Raw genomic sequence first — 24,456 nt, forward strand, 5'->3', positions numbered from 1 at the left:
TGTCTCGATGTTGATCAGCCGCCGGTGACGCTCATGTGGCGCGCGACAGCCGGGCGATTGTGAGTGCGATCGATGATGAAGTCGTGGCCTTTCGGCTTGCGGGTTATGGCTTCGTCAATCGCGGCGTAAAGGAGTGCGTCATCTTCGGTCGCGCGCAGAGCCGTGCGCAGGTCAGCCGCGTCGTTCTGTCCGAGACACATGTAAAGCGTGCCGGTGCAGGTGAGGCGTACGCGATTGCAGCTCTCGCAGAAATTATGCGTCATTGGCGTGATGAAGCCGAGCCGGCCGCCGGTTTCAGCTACCGTGACGTAGCGGGCCGGGCCGCCGGTCTTGTAGGGAATATCGCTTAGCGTGAACTGGCGCTCGAGATCGCTGCGCAGCTTGGAGAGCGGCAGATACTGATCCGTGCGGTCCTCTTCGATCTCGCCCATCGGCATCGTTTCGATGACGGTAAGGTCCATGCCTTTGCCGTGAGCAAAGCGCATCAGCTCGGGGATTTCCGTTTCGTTGAAATCCTTAAGGGCGACGGCGTTGAGTTTGATTTTCAGGCCGGCCCTTTGTGCGGCGTCGATGCCTTCCATCACCTTGGCGAAATCGCCCCAGCGTGTAATGGCCCGGAATTTGTCGGGGTCGAGCGTATCAAGCGAGACGTTGATACGCCGGACGCCGCAATCATAGAGCTCATCGGCATGGCGGGCGAGCTGTGAACCGTTCGTCGTCAGCGTCAATTCGTCGAGCGCGCCTTCCTGCACGCGCTTGCCGAGTTCGCGGACCAGAAACATGATATTCTTGCGCACCAGAGGTTCGCCACCGGTGAGCCTGATCTTGCGAACGCCCTTGGCGATGAAGGCGGAACAGAGCCGGTTGAGCTCTTCGAGCGTCAACAGATCCTTCTTCGGCAGGAAGGTCATGTGTTCCGCCATGCAATAGGTGCAGCGGAAATCGCAGCGATCGGTGACCGAAACACGCAGGTAGCTGACGGCTCTCCCGAAGGGGTCGATCATGGGGGACGCATCCGCCTGCAGCGCTGATGCGTTGCCTATGGTACCGACTATGCTGTTCACACGAACCTCCGTTACACTGCTAATGTGTGCATAGGCGATTGTTGCGTCAAGGCAAATGCATTTTGATTGCACTTGCGCGTGAACGAATGGCAGCATAATCCTCGAAACGAGCATTGAACGACATGGAAAAGCCGATGAGCGACGTCTGGCCGACAGAATTGAAGGTATCAAAGGACCGCCGCCATCTGGTGGTGAGCTTTGACGACGGCACGAGTTTCGATTTGCCGGCCGAGATGCTGCGGGTCTTGTCACCCTCCGCCGAAGTCCAGGGACACGGGCCGGGGCAGAAGGTCACCGTGCCGGGCAAGCGCAACGTCGGCATCATGTCGATGACGCCGACAGGCAATTATGCCGTGCGCATCGGCTTCGACGATATGCACGATACCGGCATTTTCACCTGGACCTATCTGCGCGAACTCGGCCAGAAGGGCCATGAACTTTTCGCGGCCTATGAAGCGGAATTGAAGGAAAAGGGTCTCACGCGCGACACGGCCGGAAGGTCTCACTGATATTGGCATCAACGACCTGAGAAGGGGCGCAGGCATGATCCTTGGGGGTAGGGAAAGCTGGCTTCGCGCCAAGGGCAGCAAGAACGAGAGCAAGGTCTCCTTCGTCGAGCTGTTTTTCGATCTGGTGTTCGTTTTTTCGATTTCACAGCTTGCCCACACCTTGGCGGAGCACTTCACGCTCTTGGGTGGCCTCGAAGCGATCATGCTGATCTTTGCCGTATGGTGGGTGTGGGTCTTTACCGCCTGGGTGACGAATTGGCTGGACCCGGATCGCATGCCGGTGCGCATCATGCTGTTCGTTCTGATGTTTGCCGGGCTTATTCTATCCGCCGCGATTCCCGAGGCTTTTGGCGAGAAGGCGATTTTCTTTGCCGGTGCCTATGTCTTCATGCAGGTTGGACGCTCCCTGTTTATGGTCTATGCCCTTAGGGACGTCAGCCCGGCCAATCACCGCAACTTCCTTCGCATCACTAGCTGGCTCGTATTCTCAGGGATCTTCTGGATTGCCGGCGCGCTTGTCGAAGACGAGATGCGGATAGGGCTTTGGTTGGCAGCGCTCGTCATCGAGTATTCAGGACCGGCCCTTGGGTTTCGGGTTCCGGGTCTAGGCAAGTCGACAACGGCGGATTGGGATGTATCCGGCGCGCATCTTGCCGAACGCTGCGCTTTGTTCATCATTATCTGCCTTGGCGAGGCCGTCCTTCAGGCAGGCAAGACCTTTGCCGAACAGCCGGTTACACCGTTGATCGTCGCTGTATTCATCACCGCTTTCGTCGGTACCGTGGCGCTGTGGTGGATATACTTCCAGTTCGGGCACGAGCGGGCGGCTCATCGCATCGAGCATGACGAGGTGCCCGGCAGTGTGGCGCGGCAGGCTTTCACCTATGCGCATATCCCAATTCTTGCCGGCATCATTCTGAGCGTTGTCGGAGATGAATTCCTGTTCGCGCATCCACACGAGCAGGCCGATCTGCATGCCGCCGCCGCCATTCTTGGCGGTCCGGCCGTGTTTCTGGTCGGAAACCTGTGGTTCAAGGGCGCAACGACCGGACGGCCACCGCTGTCGCATGCGGTCGGCCTTATCGGACTGGCCTTGCTGCTTCTTACCTTGCCGATGGTGGTGGTCTACCAGCTTGGCATTCTCGCGGCGGCAGTGCTCGTCGTCGTGGCGATCTGGGAGTTTGCTTCTCTGACACGGATTGTCCCGTCGGCGCGTTCGGCCGGGGATCATTGATCGCCGACCGTCTCCAGTGGTTCGCTCTCGTCCTGCATCAGCAGGCTGACGATTCGCTCCATATGCACGGTCATGAGTTCGCATTCTTCCACAGGCGCCTGTGACAACATGCGATCGATAAGCGCAGTCTGGATGGTCATGGCTTCCTCGGTGACGCGGCGGCCTGCCTCGGTCAAATAGAGGCGAAGAACGCGCTTGTCCTGCTTGTCGCCGCGGCGCTCGATCAAGCCGCGGCTCTCCATTTGCGGCAAGAGCATGCTCATGTTGGAGCGGCCGACCAGCAGCTTGCGGGCAAGTTCCTGCTGGGAAATGCCTTCGAAACGAAAGAGGTTGATGAGAATATCGAGATGCGGCGGCTTGATGTCGAGAGGCGCAAGGGCGCGTCCGAGCGATTGCTGCATCAGCTGGCAGGCGCGCGCCACGGCGATCCAGCTTCGAAAACGCGGATGGTCCCAGGGAAGGGATTGATTTTTGTTCATCGTTGTACTTTATTGTTCATAGTTGAACATTATTGGATTCCCACTATGCCATCCTTTGCGCTCAAGGTCACCCGGTCGAGCCTTTCCGGCCTCGGCAGGCTTTCGCCGAAGCTCGCCGGCAAGGCTGGTTTCAGGCTTTTCTGTCTGACGCCGTCGCGGCGGCCGCGTGGTGCCAAGGCCACGGCCGCCTATATGGAGGGCCGGGAACGTCTCGCGGTAGCAGAACAGTTCATGCTGCCCTTTCCGGGCGGACGCGCCATGGCCTATCGCTTCAACGGCGGCGCCAAGGGGCCGCGCAAGCGCTACCTCGTCGTCCATGGCTGGGGTTCCAGCAGCGAGTACATGTCCGAGCTGACGGCTTTTCTCGCCGGCACCGGGGCTGAGGTGATCTCGCTCGATCTTCCCGGACACGGCCGCTCCACCGGCCGCTTCCTCAATATACGCCTTGCGGTTTCGGCTATAGCAGCCGCGTCAGAGCGCTTCGGTGTCCTTGATGCCGCGATCGGGCATTCCTTCGGCGGTGCCTCGCTGGCGCTTGCCTCTGCGGGCTTCCTGCCGGGCATCAATTCTATCGACCCGAAGAAGCTGGTGCTGATCGGAGCGCCCAGTGCCATGGGATGGCTGTTCAAGGATTTCGGCCGCTTGATGCACCTTCAGCCGCAGACGCAACATGCGCTGGAGGCCGAGGTCGGGCGTGTGACGGGCAGGGCGCTTACCGCCTATGACGAGCGGCGCGCCATGCTCGATCCGGACCGGCCGGTTCTTGTCATCCATGCCGAGGACGACAAGGAAGTGAGTGCCGATCATGCTCGTGCCTATGCCGCGCAGGGAGAGCATGTTCGCCTCGTCTGGGCCAACGGCTTCGGCCATCGGCGCATCGTCAGTGCTGCGCCGGTATTCGAGGCGATCGATACCTTTCTTTCGGAAGCTGTCATTGCAGAAAAACCTCTCGAAACTGGCGATCGGACGGTGCTATCCTTTTATCGTCCCCCGGTTCGGCGTTCCTCATAACGAGGCGTGTGCTGCGCCGGATTGTTGGCAAGGCGCCGCAAAATGAACGCGAGGCAGCATGCGCATCGTTACTTCGGTCGAGGAATTGAGAGAACTTTACGGTAGCGTCGGCGAGGCGTCGATCACCAAGGTGACGACGGCGCTGACGCCGCTATACCGGCGAATGATCGAAGCTTCGCCGTTCATGGCATTGGCAACAGTGGGGCCAGAGGGGTTGGATTGTTCACCGCGCGGTGACCTTGGCGGCGTCGTCCGTGTCGCCGATGAACGGACGCTGCATCTTCCGGATTGGCGAGGCAATAATCGTGTCGACTCGCTTGAGAACATCGTGCGGGATTCACGCGTGGCGCTGATGTTCCTGGTTCCCGGATCGAATACGACGATGCGGCTCAACGGTCGCGCGGTGGTCTCCATCGAGCCGAGCCTGCTTGATGGTTTTGAGATGGATGGAAAGCACCCGCGCTGCGTTGTCGTGATCACGATCGATGAGGTGTATTTCCAGTGTGCACGCGCTGTCATGCGGGCCGAACTCTGGAATGCCGAGCGTTTCGCCGATCCGGTTAACCTGCCGACTCCAGGCATGATGCTAAAGGCAGCGAAGGGGGATTTCGATCAGGAAGCCTATGATCGGGAGTGGCCGGTGCGAGCCGCCAAGACTCTCTGGTAGATTGGGCGCTTCGATAAGCAGAACCGCCGGGCTGCCTGGGAAAGCTGCGCCGGCGGTTGGTTGGCTGCACTTCTAGTTCTTATAGATGAGCCAACTTTTGGTGAAGTCTTTCTGCATGCTTTCCTGATAGACATTCCAGCAGTTGCGACCGGCATTCTTGGCGCAATAAAGCGCGAGATCCGCCTTGTTATACAGTTCGCCGGAATCCGCGGTCTCCGATGCCATGCAGATGCCGAGCGAAATGGTAACAGGCCCGTAATCGACCCGTGTGCGCGAATTCTTGAACGGCGTCGTCTCCAGGGAGTGGCGAATGCGCTCGCAAACCGTTGTGACCTCCTCCGCCGTGACGCCTTCCATGATCAGCGCGAACTCTTCGCCGCCGACACGGGCGACGAAGACCTCGCGCCGAACGTTGGCCCGGATAATGGAGGCAACGGTGGCAAGGATCTTGTCGCCGACGGGATGGCCGTAGGTATCGTTGATCCTTTTGAAATGATCGATATCGGCCAGCACGAGCGCCGTCGTCGGGCGGGTCAGTTGATTGTCGAAAATGGAGATCAAGCGATCCTCGAAGGCGCGGCGGTTGGAAAGCCGCGTCAGAGCATCCGTATTGGCGATACGCTTGTATTCATCCAGTTCCTTGCGGACCTGATCCATTTCCTGGCTGTGCTGCACCACGTTCTCGACGATCTTTTCGCCCTGTGCCATCGTATCGCCGGTCGCCGCAGTCAACATGTCGATCGCGTTGCGCAACAGATCGGCGCTGTTATGGCTTCGGGAACTCATGCGCTCGCAGGTTTCGCCCAGAAGCCGATTGTAGCTCTCGAGCGTCGTCTGCTCCTGCTTCAATGCGCGCAGGACACCGTCCAACTCAACGGTCAGCCGGGCGTGGGCATCGTCGAAAACACGGCCCGCATGCTGTGGAAAATACTTGGCTCCGATCGTGTCCAATTCCTCCTGAGTCGCACTGTTGCCAAGGGCAGCCAGTTCGCGGGTCAGGGCAGGATTCGAACCGATATAGGCCTCGTAGAAAAGCTCGTAATTGCGCGGAATAGGTGCGATCCCCATGGATCGCATGGCGTAGGTGATCTGCCCTGCCACGTCGGGAATTTGCGCCTTTGGCGCAATCGCCGTACTCATCGGTGAGCTCCGTAACATGTATTGGTTGAACCCATTTTTTAGTTACACCAAGATTCTTTGAAAAATCTTAAGAAGATGATTATGAATAGATATTGATCACTAAAGTTTTATTCAAAAGTTTTACAATTAAAGCATGTTTTACATACGAAGGCGCCGTCGGCGCCTTCTTCAAAGTCGGCTAAGGGAACTGTCATCACCCCAGGTTGAGCTCCTGGAAGAAGTCATTTCCCTTGTCGTCTATGACGATGAAGGCCGGGAAATCTTCCACCTCGATCTTCCAGACAGCCTCCATGCCGAGTTCGGGATATTCGAGTACCTCGACCTTCTTAATGCAGTCTTGCGCAAGGCGGGCAGCCGGGCCGCCAATCGAGCCGAGATAGAAGCCGCGATATGTCTTGCAGGCTTCGCGCACTGCGCGTGAGCGGTTGCCCTTGGCGAGCATGATCATCGAGCCACCGAACGACTGAAACTGATCGACATAGCTGTCCATACGGCCCGCTGTCGTCGGTCCGAAGGAACCGGAGGCGTAGCCTGCCGGCGTCTTTGCCGGGCCGGCATAATAGACCGGATGGTTCTTCAGATAGTCGGGCATGCCTTCGCCTTTTTCCAGGCGCTCACGGATTTTCGCATGCGCCAGGTCGCGAGCCACGATGATCGTGCCGGTCAAGGACAGGCGCGTCTTGACCGGATGCTGCGACAGCTCGGCAAGGATTTCAGCCATCGGCCTGTTGAGGTCGATGCGAACCATCGATTCGGAAAGCTTGGCCTCGTCGATCTCAGGCATGTATTTCGACGGATCCGTTTCGAGCTGCTCGATAAAGATACCGTCGCGGGTTATCTTACCCTTGGCTTGACGGTCGGCGGAACAGGAAACGCCAAGTCCGATCGGCAGCGAGGCGCCGTGACGGGGCAGGCGGATGACGCGGACGTCGTGGCAGAAATACTTGCCACCGAACTGCGCGCCGACGCCGAGGCTCTGCGTCAGCTTGTGGATTTCCTTTTCCATTTCGATATCCCGGAAGGCATGCCCGCTTTCGGAGCCCTCCGTGGGAAGACAGTCGAGATATCGTGTCGAGGCGAGCTTGACGGTTTTCAGGTTCATCTCCGCCGAGGTTCCGCCGATGACGATGGCGAGATGATAGGGAGGACAGGCCGCCGTGCCGAGCGTCAGGATCTTCTCTTTCAGGAAATCCAGCATGCGGTCATGCGTCAGAAGCGACGGGGTGCCCTGGTAGAGAAAGGTCTTGTTGGCCGAACCGCCGCCCTTGGCGACGAAGAGGAACTCGTAGGCGTCGGTGCCTTCCTCATAAATATCGATCTGCGCCGGCAGGTTGTTCTTGGTGTTCTTTTCCTCGAACATCTTGATCGGCGCGAGCTGCGAATATCGCAGATTCTTCTTCTCGTAGGCGTCGAGCACGCCCTTGGCCAGCGCACTGCTGTCGCCGCCTTCGGTCCAGACGCGGCGGCCCTTCTTGCCCATGATGATCGCCGTGCCGGTGTCCTGGCACATGGGGAGCACGCCGCCGGCGGCGATATTGGCATTCTTCAGCAGATCATAGGCCACGAACCGATCGTTGTCGGTCGCCTCGGGATCATCGAGGATGGACGCCAATTGCTTCAGGTGGCCGGGCCGCAGCAGGTGATTGATATCGGCGAAAGCCGTCTCGGCGAGCAGGCGGATGCCTTCCGGATCGACAGTCAGGATGTCCTGACCCTTGAACGTGTCGACGGAAACATAATCGCCGGAAATCTTTCGATAGGGAGTGGCGTCTTCCCCGAGGGGAAATAGATCGTCAGCCATTTGGAAAACCTTTCAAGCCGGATGGCGGAGGAAGATATTTGGAAACGATCTAAATCCGGCTCGTCTCAAAAGCAATCGGCTGAAAAGCACCTCTGGATTTCAAGCGGTGGATTGTCAACGCGACGTAGACAATCGGTGCTGAAAGTCCCGACTTCAAGAAACGATTGGAAGGGCGCACATTTGATCTAACGAGGGCAGGGCGAATGGGCCTGGAGAGCCCGGAACCAGGGATTGAGATCATGGATATCTCCCACAATCAGCATCACCACATTTCGCCGCTGGCAGTTGCGGCGCTTATCGCGGGCATTGGCATTTTCGGTGCTATCCACGGCGGTTACCTGAAGCATGCGTTTCACAAGGAAATTTTGGCGAGCATCGATCCGGCGACCGTGATCACGGCGAGCGACATGGTTTCGCCGAAGCAGGAGAGAAGGGCTATTGTCCCCGGGACGCATAAGCCGGCCACGGTAGACGCCCGTTAGAAGCGGTCGATCAGGCAGGCACCCCGCAAATATCGGGAGATGCCTGCCCCTGTTCATTCAATCCTACTTCGGGCCGATCATCGTTTCCGGCCGGACGATCGCATCATACTCTTCCGACGACACCAATCCGCTCGCAAGAGCCTCTTCCTTCAGCGTCGTGCCGTTCTTATGCGCCGTCTTGGCGATCTTGGCGGCGCTATCGTAGCCGATCTTCGGCGCTAGCGCTGTCACCAGCATCAGCGAGCGTTCGAGGCCGGCCTTGATATTGTCTTCGCGGGCCTCGATGCCGACGACGCAATTGTCGGTGAAGGAGACGGCTGCGTCGCCGAGCAGTTGCACCGACTGCAGGAAATTGTAGGCCATCATCGGATTGTAGACGTTGAGCTCGAAGTGGCCCTGGCTGTCGGCGAAGGTCAGCGCGGCATTGTTGCCGAAGATATGGATGCAGACCTGCGTCATCGCCTCGCATTGAGTCGGGTTGACCTTGCCCGGCATGATCGACGAACCCGGTTCGTTTTCCGGCAGGGCCAGTTCGCCGAGGCCGGAGCGCGGGCCCGAACCGAGCAGGCGGATGTCATTGGCGATCTTGAAGAGCGCTGCCGCCGCGGCATTGATGGCGCCATGGCTGAAGACCATCGAATCATGCGCGGCGAGTGCCTCGAACTTGTTCGGCGCGGTGACAAAGGGCAGGCCTGTAATCTTGGCAATCTCATCCGCGACCTTTTCGGCAAAACCGATCGGCGCGTTGAGGCCGGTGCCGACTGCGGTTCCGCCCTGGGCGAGTTCGCAAAGACCAGGCAGCGTCAGTTCGATGCGCTTGATCGAAGAGGCGACCTGCGCTGCATAGCCGGAAAATTCCTGGCCGAGCGTCAGCGGCGTCGCATCCTGCGTATGGGTGCGGCCGATCTTGATGATATGGGCGAAATCCGCGACCTTCTTTTCCAGGGCTGCGTGCAGATGCCGCAGGGCAGGCAGCAGGTGATGGACGATCTGCTCGGCGCAGGCGATGTGCATGGCCGTCGGATAGGTATCGTTCGACGACTGGCTCATGTTGACGTGATCGTTCGGATGCACCGGCTTCTTCGAACCCATGACGCCGCCGAGCATTTCGATCGCCCGGTTCGAGATCACTTCATTGGCATTCATGTTCGACTGCGTACCGGAGCCCGTCTGCCACACGACAAGCGGAAAATGATCGTTGAGCTTGCCGTCGATGACTTCCTGCGCTGCTGCCTCGATGGTCTTGCCGAGCGCCGGGTCCAGCTGCCCAAGCTCGGCATTGGCGCGCGCGGCGGCCTGTTTGACGATGCCAAGGGCGCGTATGACCGATAGCGGCTGCTTTTCCCAACCGATCTTGAAATTACCGAGCGAGCGCTGCGCCTGCGCGCCCCAGTAACGGTCGCTGGCAACTTCGATGGGGCCAAAGGTATCGGTTTCGATGCGGGTGGAAGTCATGTTCCTGATCCTGCTTTCTATGGAAATAGATAGCAGCCATATAGGCCCGAATGATGCCCATGAAAACAGCAAAGCGGCATTTCATGATCGTAAAAATCATGTTTTGAATCCACCTGCGGGCGTGCCCTTTTTAACACGCTGCCCATATATTCTCGAAGATGAATTTTCCACGGCTTAAAAAGCTCGGGGAATTTCAATAAAAGATTAACCAATAATTTCATAATTTTGTGTGAATTGAATCACGGAAGACGTCTTCGCTTCGTAACGTGAAGTTGAGACACTGAACGAAAGGCGGGTCTCGCCGTTTTCATAGTAAAGGGTATACGATGTCTACGACATCGCGGCCCAGTTGAAACGGCGCCGTCTGGCTCGAAGTTATCGCACGATACAGGGACTGATTAGAGAATGAAACTTGCAGCCAAAGCCACATCATCCGTCCTGGCTCTTTCCTGTTGCCTGTCCACAATCGGCGCGACGTCCGCAAGCGCAATGACCCTAATGGATTTTATCCGTGGTGGGCAAGGACGTCAGCAGAGCACACAGGTATCGGCTCCGGTTCCCGTCAATCCGGCGCAGACGATGATTGATCCCAATCAGCCGGGGCAGGCAAAACAGCCGCTGCCGAAGGTCGATGCGCCGAAATATTATACCTACAAGGCGGATTCGATGCGTCTGGTGTCGACTGCGCATTTTGCCGACCCGGTGGTAACCGGCGCCGTTGCTGATGCGTCGCCCACGCCCGCGCCTGTTGACGCCGAGGTCCCGCAGCGCCGCTATCTGGCTGATGCGCGGGTCATGGCGACCAATGATGTCGCCAAGGCGATCGAGGCTTATTATGCGGATCAGACGAAGCCGCTGCTCTGGGTGGCAGATCATGCCATCAGCGACAAGGCCAAGGCCGCCATTGCCACTCTTGCCGATGCCGGTTCCGTCGGTCTCGACCCGGCAGATTACGCAGTAACGCCTCCGGCAGCGGATGCGGCTGACGTCGATCCCGTGTTGCGCGATCGGGCCCTCATGCAGTTCGAGCTGGCGCTTTCCACCAAGGTGCTGATGTTCGTCCAGGACACGATCCGTGGCCGTCTCGACCCGAACAAGATCTCCGGCTACCACGATTTCAAGCGCAAGGACGTCAATCTGACGGCCATGCTCGACGTTCTGCGCGCAAGCCCTGATGTCGCCGCCTATCTCAACAGCCGCAGCCCGTCCAACCAGCAGTTCATGCTGCTCAAGGCCGAGCTTGCCAAGCTGCGCGCGGAGTCCGGCGCCGGTGGCAGCGCCATTACCATTTCCTTGACCGGCACTCTGAAGCCGGGCGGCAGCTCGCCGGAAATGGCCAATATCGTCAAGGCAATCCAGCATCGTGGATCTGACGCGCTGAAGACGGCGCATGCCGACGTTCTCGCGTCCTATCTCGGCACGCCGGATTACACGCCCGACCTCGTGTCGCTGGTCGAAGACTTCCAGAAGGAAAAAGGCCTCACGTCGGATGGCGTCATTGGTCCGTCTTCCGTCCGCGCCATGGTCGGCGAGAACAATGACACGAAGATCCAGAAGCTGGTCATTGCCATGGAGCAGCTGCGCTGGCTGCCGGCCGAGCTTGGGCCGCGCTATGTGCTGATCAACCAGCCTGCTTTCATGGTCTATTACTACAACAACAACCAGGAACAGCTGTCGATGCGTGTCGTCGTCGGCGGCAAGCAGCACCAGACCTTCTTCTTCGAGAACCAGATCCAGACTGTCGAATTCAATCCGTTCTGGGGCGTTCCGCAGTCGATCATCATCAATGAGATGCTGCCGAAACTGCGGGCCGATCCGAATTATCTCGACCGCATGGGCTATCAGGTCGAAGTCGGCGGCCAGGCCGTGGCATCGTCCAGCGTCGATTGGTACGGCTCGACCAAGAACATCGCCGTGCGCCAGCCGCCGAGCAGCGACAATGCTCTCGGCGAGTTGAAGATCCTCTTCCCGAATTCTCATGCAATCTACATGCATGACACGCCGCAGAAGAGCTTCTTCAAGAAAGACATGCGTGCCCTCAGCCATGGCTGCGTCCGCATGGCCGATCCGCGCGCGATGGCTGCCGCCGTTCTGAATACTACGGTTGAAGACGTCGCCAAGCAGATCGCAGCCGGCCAGAACAAGGCTGTTGCCGTGCCGCAGAAGTTCCCGATCTACATCGCTTACTTCACTGCCTGGCCGAACAAGGACGGTGTCATCCAGTATTTCAACGACGTCTACGACCGCGACGCGGCAACGCAGAAGGCGCTGGATACGACCACCAAGTCGCGTACGGCTCAGATCTGAGTTTCGAAATAACGGAAAAACAAAGGGCGGCCGATTGGCCGCCCTTTTGCTATCGGTAACCTGTGAATCTCTCAGGCGGCGAGCATTCCATCGACGAGCTCGGGAGTGAGTTCATCGTAGTGATAGATGATGCGGGTTGGGCTCAGCGTTTCTATGCCGACATCGGAATAGCCGAAAGGGACGGCGATCGAGGGGACGCCGGCGTTCCGGGCAACGAGCATATCGTTCACGCTGTCGCCGACCATGATGGTGCGGGCGATGTCGCCTCCGGCGCGTTCGACAGTGCCGATGAGGTGTTCCGCATTCGGTTTGCGCACGGCGAAGGTATCGCCGCCGGTGATGGCTTCGAAATAATGTGTGAGATCGAGCTTATCGAGAAGCGTGCGCGCGAGGGATTCCATCTTGTTCGTGCAGACGGCGAGCTTGTAGCCCTTGCTCTTCAGCATGCTGAGTGCTGCCACGAGCCCAGGATAGGGCTGCGTGACGCCCGGCATCGTCTCCGAATAATGGCTGATGAAGCGCTGCATCAGGGCCGGCACTTCCTCTGGCGTCAGCGCATAGCCATGCAACTTGCAGGCCCGTTCGATCATGACTTGCGCACCGTAGCCGACGAGGTGGGTGATGTCGTCATAGGTGACCGGCGGCAGCTTGAGCGCCGCGATGGTGTGATTCAGGCTGACGATCAGATCTGCATGCGTGTCCAGCAGCGTGCCATCGAGATCGAATACGACAAGGGGAGATGTCACGAGGAATAGGCCTTTGCAGAGGAAGAAATAGAGCGTCTTTCGGAGTTAGAAGATCACGCGGGCAATTGCAACCGAAGGCCCGGCAAGCTTCGGCAAAGAGGCGCGGGGATTTCTATCTTGTGCCGTTATTTTGGCTTTCGTTTGGCTGGAGAGCCGTGTAAACAGCAGACCAACGTAACAACGGGAGCAGGTGGCGCATGGACGCCCGCCAGATGAAGATTGAGGCTGCGAGGGCGGCCCTGACCTATGTCGAGAGCGGCATGCGGCTTGGGATCGGCACAGGCAGCACGGCGGAGGAGTTCGTTCGGCTGCTCGCTGAAAAAGTCGCATCTGGTCTCTCGATTGAAGGCGTTCCGACCTCGGAGCGGACAGCAAAGCTCTGCAACGAGCTTGGCGTGCCGCTGAAGTCGCTGGACGAGCTTCCTGCGCTGGATCTCACTATTGACGGTGCCGACGAACTGGACGGCGCGCTCACCCTGATCAAGGGCGGCGGCGGCGCGCTGCTGCGTGAAAAGATCGTCGCGGCCTCTTCGGCCCGCATGATCGTGATTGCCGATGAAAGCAAGCTCGTTCAGACGCTTGGCGCGTTTCCGCTGCCGATCGAAGTCAATCCTTTCGGCCTTGCTTCGACGCGCATTCTCATCGAGAAGGCGGCGTCGCGTCTCAACCTGTCCGGCGCTCTCAATCTGCGTCTCTCGGGAGACAAGACCTTTGTCACCGACGGTGGACACTTTATCATTGATGCATCTTTCGGCCGCATTCCTGATGCAGAGGCGCTGTCGACGGAGCTGCATTCGATTCCCGGCGTTGTCGAACACGGGCTCTTTATCAATATGGCGACATTAGCGATCATCGCCGGCCCCGCCGGTGCGCGTACGTTGCGGGCGAACAATACATAGGAGCACTCATCTCATGATCAAATTTGCGGGTCTTGGCCGTTTTGCCGCTGCAACCATTCTTCTTTCCGGCATTGCGTTCGGCTCTGTCAGCGCTCAGGAAGTGTCCGAGGATCAGATCAAGGCTGCGCGCGCCGCGATCAACGCACTCGGCATCACCAATCAGTTCGACAACATCCTGCCGAATCTCGCTGAGCAGCTGAAGAGCACGATGATCCAGGCCAACCCGAACTTCGGCGATGCGATCAATTCGACGGTTGACGCCACCGCTCTGGCGCTCGCGCCGCGCCGCGCCGATCTGGAGCGCGAAGCTGCCGTGACCTATGCCAAGGCGTTTTCGGCCGACGAGCTCAAGGCAATCGCCGATTTCTACAATTCGACGGCTGGCAAGAAGCTTCTGAAGGACGGTCCGCTGGCAACCCGCGAACTCTACAAGGCTGCTGACATCTGGAGCCAGGGCATTTCGCGCGATCTCGCCAATCAGAGCAATGATGCCTTGCAGAAGGTCGTCAAGCAGCCGGTTGCCGCACCTGATGCAGGCGCGCCCGCGCAGCCTGCGGCCAAGCCGTAAGCTGCAGTTTTCGCAAGGTCGTTCTCGAAGCGGAATTTCACGTTTTCAGGATGATTGGCAAGCAGTCGCAAATTCAAAGCCCGGACACCATTCCGGGCTTTTCTTTTTGTGTCGTGACTTCCTATATGAATGCCAACCCCCATTGGCGCTTCGCGCGCGTTTTGATGTTTACAGGAGCCACCCATGCCTTCGTTTGATTTCGACCTTTTCGTGATTGGCGGCGGTTCGGGCGGCGTGCGCAGCGCCCGCGTGGCTGCATCGCTCGGCAAGAAGGTCGGCATTGCCGAGGAATATCGCTATGGCGGCACCTGCGTCATTCGCGGCTGCGTGCCGAAGAAGCTGTTCGTCTATGCGTCGCAATACAGCGAGCATTTCGAGGACGCGGCTGGCTACGGCTGGACGGTCGGCGAGAGCAGCTTCGACTGGAAGAAGCTGATCGCGGCTAAAGACAAGGAAATTGCTCGCCTGGAGGGGCTCTATCGCAAGGGGCTCGATAACGCCAAGGCCGAGATCTTCGATACCCGCGCCGAACTGGTGGATGCTCACACGGTCAAGCTGTTGAAAACCGGTCAGACGGTGACGGCTGAAACCATCGTTATTGCGACGGGTGGCAGGCCGAACCTGCATACGGCGCTGCCCGGCCACGAGCTTTGCATCTCTTCGAACGAAGCCTTCCATCTGGAGGAACTGCCGAAATCGATTCTGATTGCCGGCGGCGGCTATATCGCCGTCGAATTCGCCAATATCTTCCATGGGCTCGGCGTCGAGACGACGCTGATCTATCGCGGCGCCGAGATCCTCTCGCGCTTCGACCAGGATCTGCGCAAGGGCCTGCATGAGGCGATGGAAGAGAAGGGCATTCGCATTCTCTGCCATGACATAATCGAGAGCGTGGAGAAGGCGGAGAATGGGCTTAATGTCCGCACGAAGAACGACAAGAGCATGACCGTTGATACGGTCATGCTGGCGCTGGGCCGTACGCCGAATACGGAAAGTCTCGGCCTTGAGGCTGCCGGCGTTGCGATCAACGAGCAGGGTGCTGTTGTCGTTGATGAGTATTCGCGCACGTCCGTGCCGAATATCTACGCCCTTGGCGACGTCACCGATCGGGTACAACTGACGCCCGTGGCGATCCACGAAGCCATGTGCTTCATCGAGACCGTCTATAAGAACAATCCGACGCGGCCGGATCATCAGTTGATCGCGACGGCGGTGTTCTCGCAACCGGAGATCGGCACCGTCGGCCTCAGCGAAGAGGATGCGGCCAAGCGTTATCCGGAGCTCGAAGTCTATCGTGCCCAGTTCCGGCCGATGAAGGCGACGCTTTCGGGCCGAACCGAGAAGATGATCATGAAGCTGATCGTCAATGCCGCCGACCGCAAGGTGATCGGCGCTCACATTCTCGGCCACGATGCCGGCGAGATGGCGCAGCTGCTGGGGATACCCATCAAGGCAGGCTGCACGAAGGACGATTTCGATCGCACCATGGCTGTCCACCCGACAGCGTCGGAAGAACTGGTGACGATGTATTCGCCGAGCTACCGCATCCGCAATGGCGAGCGCGTGTAACACCACGCTCTGGTGCAGTTATCGCCTGCGCCATAAAAGATCAGCACAGTAGTTTGCCCGCCTTTGCAAGCGGGCGGCAAAGGTTTATAAGCGCGCGTTATTTACGACGACGGGACGCCCGGCAACGATCGGGCGCACAAGCAGGTGAGTGAGATGGCACAGAATTGGACACCCAGCAGTTGGCGGCAGAAACCGATCCAGCAGGTGCCGGATTTTCCGGATAAGGCAGCGCTTGCAGACACGGAAGCACAGCTTGCAAGCTATCCGCCGCTGGTTTTTGCCGGTGAAGCCCGCCGTCTGAAGGCCCATCTTGCCAATGTCGCCGAAGGCAATGGTTTCCTGCTGCAGGGCGGTGATTGCGCCGAAAGCTTCGCGGAACATGGCGCAGACAACATCCGCGACTTCTTCCGCGCCTTCCTGCAGATGGCTGTCGTTCTGACCTTTGGTGCGCAGCTGCCGGTGGTGAAGGTTGGTCGTATCGCCGGCCAGTTCGCCAAGCCGCGGTCTTCGAACATCGAGACGCTGAATGGTGTGTCCCTGCCGAGCTATCGCGGCGACATCATCAACGGCATCGACTTCAACGAAGAGTCGCGCATCCCCAATCCGGAACGTCAGATGATGGCTTATCGTCAGTCTGCCGCGACGCTCAACCTGCTGCGCGCTTTCGCCATGGGCGGCTATGCCAACCTCGAAAACGTGCAGAAGTGGATGCTCGGCTTCGTCAAGGACAGCCCGCAGGGCGAGCGCTACCGCAAGCTTGCCGATCGCATCGGCGAGACCATGGATTTCATGCGTGCGATCGGCATCACCGCCGAGAGCAATGCGAGCCTGCGCGAAACCGACTTCTTCACCAGCCACGAGGCGCTGCTTCTGGGCTATGAAGAGGCCTTCACCCGTGTCGACTCCACGACCGGCGACTGGTACGCGACCTCGGGCCACATGCTCTGGATCGGCGACCGTACGCGCCAGGCCGACCATGCGCATGTTGAGTATTTCCGCGGCATCAAGAACCCGATCGGTTTGAAATGCGGTCCTTCGCTGCAGGCGGATGATCTGCTCAACCTGATCGATATCCTCAACCCGCAGAATGAAGCAGGTCGTCTGACGCTGATCTGCCGTTTCGGCCACGACAAGGTTGCCGACAACCTGCCGCGCCTCATCCGCGCTGTCGAGAAGGAAGGCCGCAAGGTCGTCTGGTCTTGCGATCCGATGCATGGCAACACGATCACGCTCAACAACTACAAGACCCGTCCGTTCGAGCGCATCCTGTCGGAAGTCGAAAGCTTCTTCCAGATCCATCGTGCCGAAGGCACGCATCCGGGCGGCATCCACATCGAGATGACCGGCAAGGACGTGACCGAATGCACGGGCGGCGCCCGCGCTGTCGGTGCCGAGGACCTGCAGGATCGCTATCACACCCATTGCGACCCGCGCCTCAATGCCGACCAGGCACTCGAGCTCGCCTTCCTGCTCGCCGAGCGGATGAAGGGCGGCCGCGACGAGAAGCGTCTGCGCGCCCACGGCTGATTGAAATCAGCTTTGTGAATTATCAGACGGGCCGGCGATAAGCTGGCCCGTTTGCGTTTATGGCGGACGGATCAATCCGGCTGAAAGGCGCTTCATTTCTTTGAATTTGACCCAGATGTCATTCTCGGAAAAGCTCCCTCAAAAAAGGGGAGCGATCATGAGCGACGAACATTCCGGAGCCTGCCTTTGCGGCGGCGTACGTTTCAAGACACGCGGCGAACTGCGGGAGGTTGTGGCCTGCCATTGTTCGCAATGCCGCAAGCAGACCGGGCTCTATTACGCAGCCACCAACGTGCCGATCGCCAACCTTGTCATCGAGGGAGAAGAGGCGATCACCTGGTATCGCGCCAGCACATTTGCTCGCCGCGGTTTCTGCAAGACCTGCGGCTCGGCATTGTTCTGGGCGGCTGACGGTGCCGAGGAAATCTCGATCATGGCCGGGCTCTTCGACCAGCCCACCGGCGTCGAGATTTCCTATCATATCTATTGTGCCGACAAGGGTGACTATTACCAGATCACCGACGGGTTGCCGCAGTACAGACAGGGACGACCGGGACTGCTGACGGCGGGACCCTCGGACTAATCACTAGGCTCCGTTTCTCTCCGCAACCAGCCTGCTCAGCTTGGCGATTTCCTCTTTGACCGCGGAAAGCTCTGCCAGCACCTGCATATCGATCTTCTGGTGCAGCGACAGGACTTCGAGCTCGGCCTTGAGATTGACCTCATAGTCCTTGGCGGCTTCGAAGCGATCGCGTTCGGTCTGGCGGTTCTGCGACATCATGATGATCGGAGCCTGAATGGCGGCGACCATGGAGAGGACGAGGTTGAGGAAGATGAAGGGGTAGGGATCAAAGGCTCGGGTGAGGAGAATGACGGTATTGACGACGCACCAGAAGACCAGGAACAGCAAGAAGCCGACGATGAACGACCAGGAGCCACCGACGCGGGCGATGCTGTCAGCGAGGCGTTCGCCGTAGGATGCATTGGCAGAAAAGGCCGCGTTGATATCGGTCGAAACAATCTTGCGCTCATGCGCTTTCTTCAGCACGCGCTTTTCGGTCTCGCCGAGTTGGTCTGTCGTCTTGTCGAAATGCATATGGACGAAATTAGGCAGATTATACATCGGGACACTCCGGGGGGCTTGGTCGCTTTTCAATGCCAAGTATTCGACTGCTCAACCAAAAAGCAACGCGAAAAAGCCGGCACTGTGATGGTGTGAGCCAAGCCTTGCCTATGGTACCGGGGAGCCTGATAGAACCTACGGTTTATACGTCACAGCGCCGTCAACTACCGTCCCTAGGATGCCTGTGCTAAGGTCATTCGACAGGCAAGTTTAGCGAACGCCTGCGGGAGCGTTCTTCGAAGCGCCTGCTTTCAGACCTTTGGTCCAACCACATCATCTAAAATAATTGGGAGATACGGATTATGCCGAATAAACCAACGATTATCTTAGTGCATGGTTTTTGGGGTGGCGCAGCTCACTGGAGCAAGGTCATCGTCGGGTTGGTGGCGAAGGGCTATCAATCCCTCCATGCGGTCGAAAATCCACTGACGTCGCTTGCCGACGATGCCGAGCGAACCCGCAAGATGATCGCGCAGCAAGATGGACCGGTATTGCTGGTCGGCCACTCCTATGGTGGCGCCGTGATCACCGAAGCCGGCGACCAGCCGAATGTGGTCGGGCTTGTCTACATTGCAGCCTTTGCTCCCGATGCTGGCGAGAGCCCCGGCGGCATAACCGCGAACCGTCCGCCGGTGGCCGCGGCAAACCTTGCCCCCGACAGCGACGGTTATCTCTGGGTGAAACAGGATAAATTCCACGAGAGTTTCTGCCAGGATCTGACCGCGGACGAGGCGCTGGTGATGGCGGTGACGCAGAAGGCGCCTCTTGCCAGCACCTTTGGAAACAATATCACTGCGCCGGCATGGAAGAAGAAGCCATCCTGGTATCAGATTTCCAGTCAGGACCGGATGATTTCTCCGGAAAACGAGCGGTGGATGGCCGAACGGCTGGGCGCCAGGAAGATTATCACGCTGGACGCCGGCCATGCGTCGCTTGCTTCCAAGCCGGTGGAAGTCGTGGCACTCATTGACGAGGCTGCTGTCGCGACCGCCGGCTAATGGTTTGAAGGACGTGTCTGGAGTTGCCGGCGCCGCCTGCGCTCCAGACATGCGTCATGTTGCATTGAGCCGCTGAAATTTAAGCTCGATCCGCTAGCTGCCCTGCGTAATCAATGAACTATGCGACGGGAAGAAGCGCTCCAGCCCATATTCGCGTCCGAACATCACGTCATGTTGCAGATAGCGGTAGTCCCGTATCATCGGATCGATAGCCCCCTCATTGCGTGACCAGTCGGGGAATGTCTGGTTTTCGCGGGTTGCGAGCTGATAGCGGTCGACGATGTCGTATTTCTTCTGCACGCGTCCGAGAAAGCCGGTATAGAACGGATGCTCGTATCCAGCTGTTTTCAGTACCTGATAGGGCAGTTGCGACGGGCTGATGGTGCCGATATCCTTGCGCACGCCCTTCTTGCTCGACCAGATGACCAGCGGTGTTTCATGCTCCTGCTTCATGATGTCGAGTGGAGCCTTGCGGGTCGCAACCTGCTGCGGCATGTAGCCAGTGTTCGGATAGACGCCGCCGAGCGGCGGCAGATGATCGCCCCAGAGGACAATGATGGTTTCGCGGTCGCGCTTTTCAGCCCAATCCATCAGCATTTTCAAACTGTCGTCGGCTTCGCGAACGCCCTGTGCATAGGTGCCAAGCGTTTCCCGGTCGTCGTCATTCAGATTGCCGGCAATATTTACCGTGTTCTGGGCGTAGCGGTTGGCTTCATAAGGGCCATGTCCCTGAAGGGTGACGGCGAAAAAGAAGAACGGCTTTTCGGCCCCATCCCCCTCGCGCATGATCTCCTTCAACAGGGAGTCATCGGAAGCGAACATGCCGCGCTTTTCCATTGCCGGCAGCGTTTCCTCGGTGTGGAATTCCTCAAAGCCGAAAGCTCTATAGACTTCGTTACGGTTCCAGAACCAGCCGCTGAACGGATGGAGCGCGCGGGCCGCGTAGCCTTCTGCCCGGAAGAAGGTCGCCAGCGAGGGCATGGGGCGGCGGACATATTGCTGATAGGGAATGCTGCCATAGGGCAGGAAGGCGTTGGAAAAGCCGGTCAGCGCCTCGAATTCCACATTGGCCGTCATGCCGCCGAACTCGGGCGAAAAGACATTGCCTGATTGTCGGGCACGGATCGTCGGCATCGGGTCGGGCGTGAAGCTGACATTGGAAAGTCGCGTTGGATCCCACAGGGATTCGCTCATCAGCATGATGACATCAGGCTTCTGGCGCGGGCCGGAAAGATAGCCATAGTTTCGTGCCGGTATCGCATCGATCGCGTCCGGCCCGTAACCCGCCGGAGATTTGACGTCTGCCATCGGCAGGTTCAGCGAGAAGGCGATGACGAAGCCGTTATAGGTGTAGTTTTCCTTCTGATCCCAGACGATCGGGATGATACGCAGCTTTTCGCGGATGAAGGAATATTGCGTCGGGTCCATCTGCGAGATGAAGACCGCAGCCAGTGGCAGACAAACCGACAGCCGGACTACCCGAGCCTTTCGGGACAAGGTAGCAGCATGCCGCCAGGCGTGGCGCCACAGAAAAGCAAGCGCTGCCAGCGCCGCGACAAGACCAATGACGAGCGCTGCTGCGGTCCACGGACGATCACGCACCATGACCGGCAGTAATTCCATGATCTGCCGCGCAAACAGGAAATCCGAAGGATAAAGCGGGTCGGACAGATAGTTCTGTTTTTGGCTCGAGATGAAGGCGGGAACCAGTAGAAGGGGCGCGACGATCAGGACGGATAGATGGGCCCGGCCGAAGATCGCGTCGGCCATCAGCATCATCAGCATGACGATGCCAATGGTGGTGAAGCCGGGGCGGGAAGGAGAAAACACATATGGCAGCACGGGCGAGAATTCGCCGCGTGCGATCCATTCGACGCCGAGGACCAGCAGTAGCGCCAGCAGCATGGTCAGACCAAGGCTCAGAAGCTGGCGCAGGACATTTGATTGTTGCCTTGCTGCGCCGATTTTCTGGAAAAAAGCGAGCCTGCCCGCCAAGGCGGAACCAATGACCAGATCGACCAAGGGTTTCTCCGAATGCTAAAATATTCATATAATTGTCATGCTTCTGTCATGAATGCCGGATGAACCGCAAGGCAAGCTTGATACTTTTCCGGGTAAAAATACCGCCTATGCGCGTAGTGCGATCTTTGATGCCCAGAGGCGAACGAAGGCGGTTGCGGAAGCAAGAGGCCATCGCTAAATGTATGGCATGACAGAGCAAAGCCCGATCACTCACACCATCCGCATCGCCGTCGCGCAGCTCAATCCGACGGTCGGCGACATCTCCGGCAATCTTGCCAAGGCACGCGAGGCGCGGGCCGAGGCGGCGCGCGAGGGTGCGCAGCTCCTGATGCTGACGGAACTGTTCATTTCCGGCTATCCGCCGGAGGATTTGGTCCTGAAGCCAGCCTTCATCCGTGCGTGCTGGAAAGCGGTTGAAAGCCTGGCCGCCGATACCGCCGACGGCGGGCCGGGTGTCATCGTCGGTGTTCCAAGGCAGGATGACACCGGCCGCTACAACTCGGTGGCCGTGCTCGATGGTGGCAAGGTCATTTTCGTCAGAGACAAGGTCGACTTGCCGAACTATGGCGAATTCGACGAAAAGCGAGTTTTCGACGAAGGCACCATCTCAGGTCCCGTCAATTTCCGCGGCGTCCGCATCGGCATACCGATTTGCGAGGAGATCTGGAACGATCTCGGTATCTGCGAAACGCTGGCCGAGGCCGGTGCGGAAATCCTGCTGGTTCCGAACGGTTCGCCTTATTACCGTGGCAAGGTCGATGTCCGCCACCAGGTCGCGTTGCGGCAGGTAATCGAGTCAGGCTTGCCGCTCATTTTTGCTGCGCAGGTTGGCGGTCAGGACGAACTGGTTTTCGACGGCGCGAGCTTCGGTTTCAATGCGGACAAGACGCTGGCCTTCCAGATGAGCCAGTTCGAGACCGCGTTGGCAGTGACGACATGGAAGAAGAACGGTGACGTCTGGCACTGCGCCGAAGGACCGATGGCGCATATTCCGGAAGGCGAGGAGGCCGATTATCGCGCCTGCCTGCTGGGCTTCCGTGACTATGTCAACAAGAACGGCTTCAAGTCCGTCGTGCTCGGCCTGTCTGGCGGCATCGACTCGGCGATCTGTGCGGCAATTGCGGTCGATGCGCTTGGAGAGGAGCGTGTGCGAACGGTCATGCTGCCCTATCGCTATACCTCCGAGGACTCGCTGAAGGATGCGGCCGATTGCGCCAAGGCGCTCGGCTGCCGTTACGATATCGTGCCGATCGAGGAGCCCGTCGGCGGCTTTACCTCCGCTTTGTCCGATCTGTTCGAAGGCACCGAGAGCGGCATCACCGAAGAAAACCTGCAGAGCCGCGCCCGCGGGACCATTCTGATGGCGATCTCCAACAAGTTCGGCTCGATGGTCGTGACGACCGGCAACAAGTCGGAAATGTCGGTTGGATATGCCACGCTCTATGGCGACATGAACGGCGGCTTCAACCCGATCAAGGACCTCTACAAGATGCAGGTCTATGCGTTGTCACGCTGGCGCAACCTGCATGTGCCGCCGGGCGCGCTTGGCCCCTCGGGTGAGGTGATCCCTTACAATATCATCGACAAGGCGCCGTCGGCCGAACTCAGGCCGAACCAGACGGACCAGGATTCGCTTCCGCCCTATCCGGCGCTCGACGATATCCTGGAATGCCTGGTGGAAAAGGAAATGTCGGTCGAGGAGATCGTTGCGCGCGGGCACGACGTCACGACGGTGCATCGTATCGAGCATCTGCTCTATCTCGCCGAATACAAGCGCCGCCAGTCGGCGCCGGGCGTGAAGATCACCAAGAAGAATTTCGGCCGTGACCGCCGCTATCCGATCACCAATCGGTTCCGCGATCGCTGATCGCGACACCCGGCGACAAGGGAACGAAGAATGCGCAGCTCGGTCGAGATCTACAATATTCGCACGGGAGCGAACCGGATTGTCTGGCAGACGGACCAGCTGATCGAGGCGCCGAACTATTCGCCTGACGGACGCTATTTGCTGTTGAACGGCGATGGGCTGCTTTACCGATTGCCGCTGGATGGTAACGGTGTGTTCGCTCGCGTCGATACCGGTTTTGCCCGAATGTGCAACAACGATCACGGGATTTCTCCGGATGGATCGTTGATCGCGATTTCCGACAAGACCGAGCACGGCAAATCCTGCATCTATGTCCTGCCGGCCGAAGGCGGCACGCCACGCCAGGTGACGAGCAACCTGCCATCCTATTGGCATGGTTGGTCGCCCGATGGGCAGCGTTTTTCCTATTGCGGCATTCGCAACGATGTCTTCGATATCTACACGATCGCGATCGATGGCGGCGAAGAGACACGGCTGACGCACGGCGAGGGCCGCAATGACGGACCGGACTTTTCCGCTAACGGGCAGTGGATCTATTTCAATTCCAGCCGTACCGGGCTGATGCAGATCTGGCGCATCCATCCCGACGGGACAGGCTTGCAGCAAGTGACCAACGATAATTACGGCAACTGGTTCGCCCATCCATCTCCCAAGAATGACAAGGTCGTTTTGATCTCCTACGATCCCGATGTCTTCGACCATCCGCGCGATCTCAACGTTCGGATGCGGTTGATGGATATGGATGGCGGCAATCTCACGACGCTATTCGAGCTTTTCGGTGGGCAGGGCAGCATCAATGTGCCGAACTGGTCACCGAATGGTGACGAGTTCGCCTACGTCCGTTACGAGCCCGTTTGACCCCTCTGGACAGATCGCAACCGCCGCGATAGATGTGGCTCGTTCTCAGGGCGCATCCGATCCGCGGGAAGGGCAAGGCCCACCTGATACGTAGAATATGAGACTGCCACACCTCTTTTCAGTCTGTGGG

At 58.7% G+C, this 24,456-nt stretch carries 23 protein-coding genes; 15 read left to right on the forward strand and 8 right to left on the reverse strand.

From position 1 onward, the window contains the following. Positions 1-14: 14 nt before the first annotated feature. Positions 15-1,064 (reverse strand): GTP 3',8-cyclase MoaA, encoded by a 1,050-nt coding sequence (gene moaA / locus BSK43_RS19860; RefSeq protein ID WP_077468781.1) that lies wholly within the window; start codon positions 1,062-1,064, stop codon positions 15-17. A 134-nt stretch (positions 1,065-1,198) separates the two neighbouring features. On the opposite strand from moaA, the gene BSK43_RS19865 reads away from it, so the two are divergent. Together BSK43_RS19865 and BSK43_RS19870 are read left to right on the forward strand one after the other, a co-directional pair. Next, positions 1,199-1,573 carry a DUF971 domain-containing protein gene (locus tag BSK43_RS19865; RefSeq protein WP_068388023.1) on the forward strand — a complete coding sequence of 125 codons (375 nt, stop codon included), beginning with the start codon at positions 1,199-1,201 and terminating at the stop codon, positions 1,571-1,573. Positions 1,574-1,607: 34 nt separating this feature from the next. Further along, on the forward strand, positions 1,608-2,807 hold the full coding sequence (locus tag BSK43_RS19870) for a low temperature requirement protein A (RefSeq protein WP_077468780.1): 1,200 nt from the start codon (positions 1,608-1,610) through the stop codon (positions 2,805-2,807). Here BSK43_RS19870 and BSK43_RS19875 read toward each other — a convergent pair. Continuing rightward, positions 2,801-3,286 (reverse strand): MarR family transcriptional regulator, encoded by a 486-nt coding sequence (locus tag BSK43_RS19875; RefSeq protein ID WP_077468779.1) that lies wholly within the window; start codon positions 3,284-3,286, stop codon positions 2,801-2,803. The genes BSK43_RS19870 and BSK43_RS19875 overlap by 7 nt on opposite strands. Before the next feature lie 45 nt (positions 3,287-3,331). Here BSK43_RS19875 and BSK43_RS19880 point away from each other — a divergent pair, with 45 nt between their 5' ends. Beyond that, complete coding sequence (locus BSK43_RS19880) at positions 3,332-4,297, forward strand: alpha/beta fold hydrolase (protein ID WP_077468778.1); 966 nt, start codon at positions 3,332-3,334, stop codon at positions 4,295-4,297. 58 nt (positions 4,298-4,355) lie between these two features. Then, a complete protein-coding gene (locus BSK43_RS19885; RefSeq protein ID WP_077468777.1) occupies positions 4,356-4,964 on the forward strand; it encodes a pyridoxamine 5'-phosphate oxidase family protein in 609 nt (202 codons plus the stop codon). A 72-nt stretch (positions 4,965-5,036) separates the two neighbouring features. Here BSK43_RS19885 and BSK43_RS19890 read toward each other — a convergent pair whose 3' ends face one another. Further along, positions 5,037-6,104 carry a GGDEF domain-containing protein gene (locus BSK43_RS19890; RefSeq protein WP_077468776.1) on the reverse strand — a complete coding sequence of 356 codons (1,068 nt, stop codon included), beginning with the start codon at positions 6,102-6,104 and terminating at the stop codon, positions 5,037-5,039. Between the two features lie 193 nt (positions 6,105-6,297). Further along, the gene (locus BSK43_RS19895) at positions 6,298-7,905 is read right to left on the reverse strand and encodes a fumarate hydratase (protein WP_077468775.1); all 1,608 of its coding nucleotides are present in this window, start codon (positions 7,903-7,905) and stop codon (positions 6,298-6,300) included. A gap of 239 nt (positions 7,906-8,144) precedes the next feature. Between BSK43_RS19895 and BSK43_RS19900 the strand changes: the two genes are divergently transcribed. After that, positions 8,145-8,387, forward strand: a complete 243-nt coding sequence (locus BSK43_RS19900) for a hypothetical protein (protein WP_136687130.1) — start codon at positions 8,145-8,147, stop codon at positions 8,385-8,387. 63 nt (positions 8,388-8,450) lie between these two features. Here the strand turns inward: BSK43_RS19900 and fumC are convergent, their stop codons facing one another. After that, the gene (gene fumC / locus BSK43_RS19905; RefSeq protein ID WP_077468773.1) at positions 8,451-9,842 is read right to left on the reverse strand and encodes a class II fumarate hydratase; all 1,392 of its coding nucleotides are present in this window, start codon (positions 9,840-9,842) and stop codon (positions 8,451-8,453) included. Here fumC and BSK43_RS19910 point away from each other — a divergent pair. Beyond that, entirely contained in the window at positions 9,841-10,020 is a 180-nt protein-coding gene (locus BSK43_RS19910; RefSeq protein WP_136687132.1) for a hypothetical protein, read from the forward strand. The two genes, fumC and BSK43_RS19910, sit on opposite strands and share 2 nt — an antisense overlap. Positions 10,021-10,247: 227 nt before the next feature. Continuing rightward, the gene (locus tag BSK43_RS19915; protein WP_136687134.1) at positions 10,248-12,149 is read left to right on the forward strand and encodes a L,D-transpeptidase family protein; all 1,902 of its coding nucleotides are present in this window, start codon (positions 10,248-10,250) and stop codon (positions 12,147-12,149) included. A 71-nt stretch (positions 12,150-12,220) separates the two neighbouring features. Here the strand turns inward: BSK43_RS19915 and BSK43_RS19920 are convergent, their stop codons facing one another. Beyond that, positions 12,221-12,895: an HAD family hydrolase gene (locus tag BSK43_RS19920; protein WP_077468772.1), complete on the reverse strand. Its 675-nt coding sequence runs from the start codon at positions 12,893-12,895 to the stop codon at positions 12,221-12,223. 197 nt (positions 12,896-13,092) lie between these two features. Here BSK43_RS19920 and rpiA point away from each other — a divergent pair, with 197 nt between their 5' ends. The 5 genes from rpiA (at position 13,093) to BSK43_RS19945 (ending at position 18,041) form a co-directional block, all read left to right on the forward strand. Next, entirely contained in the window at positions 13,093-13,794 is a 702-nt protein-coding gene (rpiA, locus tag BSK43_RS19925) for a ribose-5-phosphate isomerase RpiA (RefSeq protein WP_077468771.1), read from the forward strand. A 13-nt stretch (positions 13,795-13,807) separates the two neighbouring features. Then, complete coding sequence (locus BSK43_RS19930) at positions 13,808-14,362, forward strand: DUF2059 domain-containing protein (RefSeq protein ID WP_077468770.1); 555 nt, start codon at positions 13,808-13,810, stop codon at positions 14,360-14,362. A gap of 183 nt (positions 14,363-14,545) precedes the next feature. After that, positions 14,546-15,931, forward strand: a complete 1,386-nt coding sequence (gene gor, locus BSK43_RS19935) for a glutathione-disulfide reductase (protein WP_077468769.1) — start codon at positions 14,546-14,548, stop codon at positions 15,929-15,931. A 153-nt stretch (positions 15,932-16,084) separates the two neighbouring features. Then, on the forward strand, positions 16,085-17,458 hold the full coding sequence (locus BSK43_RS19940) for a 3-deoxy-7-phosphoheptulonate synthase class II (protein ID WP_077468768.1): 1,374 nt from the start codon (positions 16,085-16,087) through the stop codon (positions 17,456-17,458). A 157-nt stretch (positions 17,459-17,615) separates the two neighbouring features. Then, complete coding sequence (locus BSK43_RS19945; RefSeq protein ID WP_077468767.1) at positions 17,616-18,041, forward strand: GFA family protein; 426 nt, start codon at positions 17,616-17,618, stop codon at positions 18,039-18,041. Between the two features lie 3 nt (positions 18,042-18,044). Here the strand turns inward: BSK43_RS19945 and BSK43_RS19950 are convergent, their stop codons facing one another. Further along, a complete protein-coding gene (locus BSK43_RS19950; RefSeq protein ID WP_077468766.1) occupies positions 18,045-18,581 on the reverse strand; it encodes a DUF1003 domain-containing protein in 537 nt (178 codons plus the stop codon). Between the two features lie 302 nt (positions 18,582-18,883). Between BSK43_RS19950 and BSK43_RS19955 the strand changes: the two genes are divergently transcribed. Continuing rightward, positions 18,884-19,579 carry an alpha/beta hydrolase gene (locus BSK43_RS19955; protein WP_077468765.1) on the forward strand — a complete coding sequence of 232 codons (696 nt, stop codon included), beginning with the start codon at positions 18,884-18,886 and terminating at the stop codon, positions 19,577-19,579. Between the two features lie 93 nt (positions 19,580-19,672). Here the strand turns inward: BSK43_RS19955 and BSK43_RS19960 are convergent, their stop codons facing one another. Beyond that, the gene (locus tag BSK43_RS19960; protein WP_246662680.1) at positions 19,673-21,544 is read right to left on the reverse strand and encodes an LTA synthase family protein; all 1,872 of its coding nucleotides are present in this window, start codon (positions 21,542-21,544) and stop codon (positions 19,673-19,675) included. A 244-nt stretch (positions 21,545-21,788) separates the two neighbouring features. Between BSK43_RS19960 and BSK43_RS19965 the strand changes: the two genes are divergently transcribed. Together BSK43_RS19965 and BSK43_RS19970 are read left to right on the forward strand one after the other, a co-directional pair. Then, positions 21,789-23,468 (forward strand): NAD+ synthase, encoded by a 1,680-nt coding sequence (locus tag BSK43_RS19965; RefSeq protein WP_077469362.1) that lies wholly within the window; start codon positions 21,789-21,791, stop codon positions 23,466-23,468. Positions 23,469-23,498: 30 nt separating this feature from the next. After that, a complete protein-coding gene (locus tag BSK43_RS19970; protein ID WP_077468763.1) occupies positions 23,499-24,326 on the forward strand; it encodes a TolB family protein in 828 nt (275 codons plus the stop codon). The last annotated feature ends 130 nt before the right edge of the window (positions 24,327-24,456 follow it).

Source organism: Rhizobium sp. P44RR-XXIV (genome assembly GCF_001999485.2).
Lineage (GTDB): Bacteria > Pseudomonadota > Alphaproteobacteria > Rhizobiales > Rhizobiaceae > Rhizobium.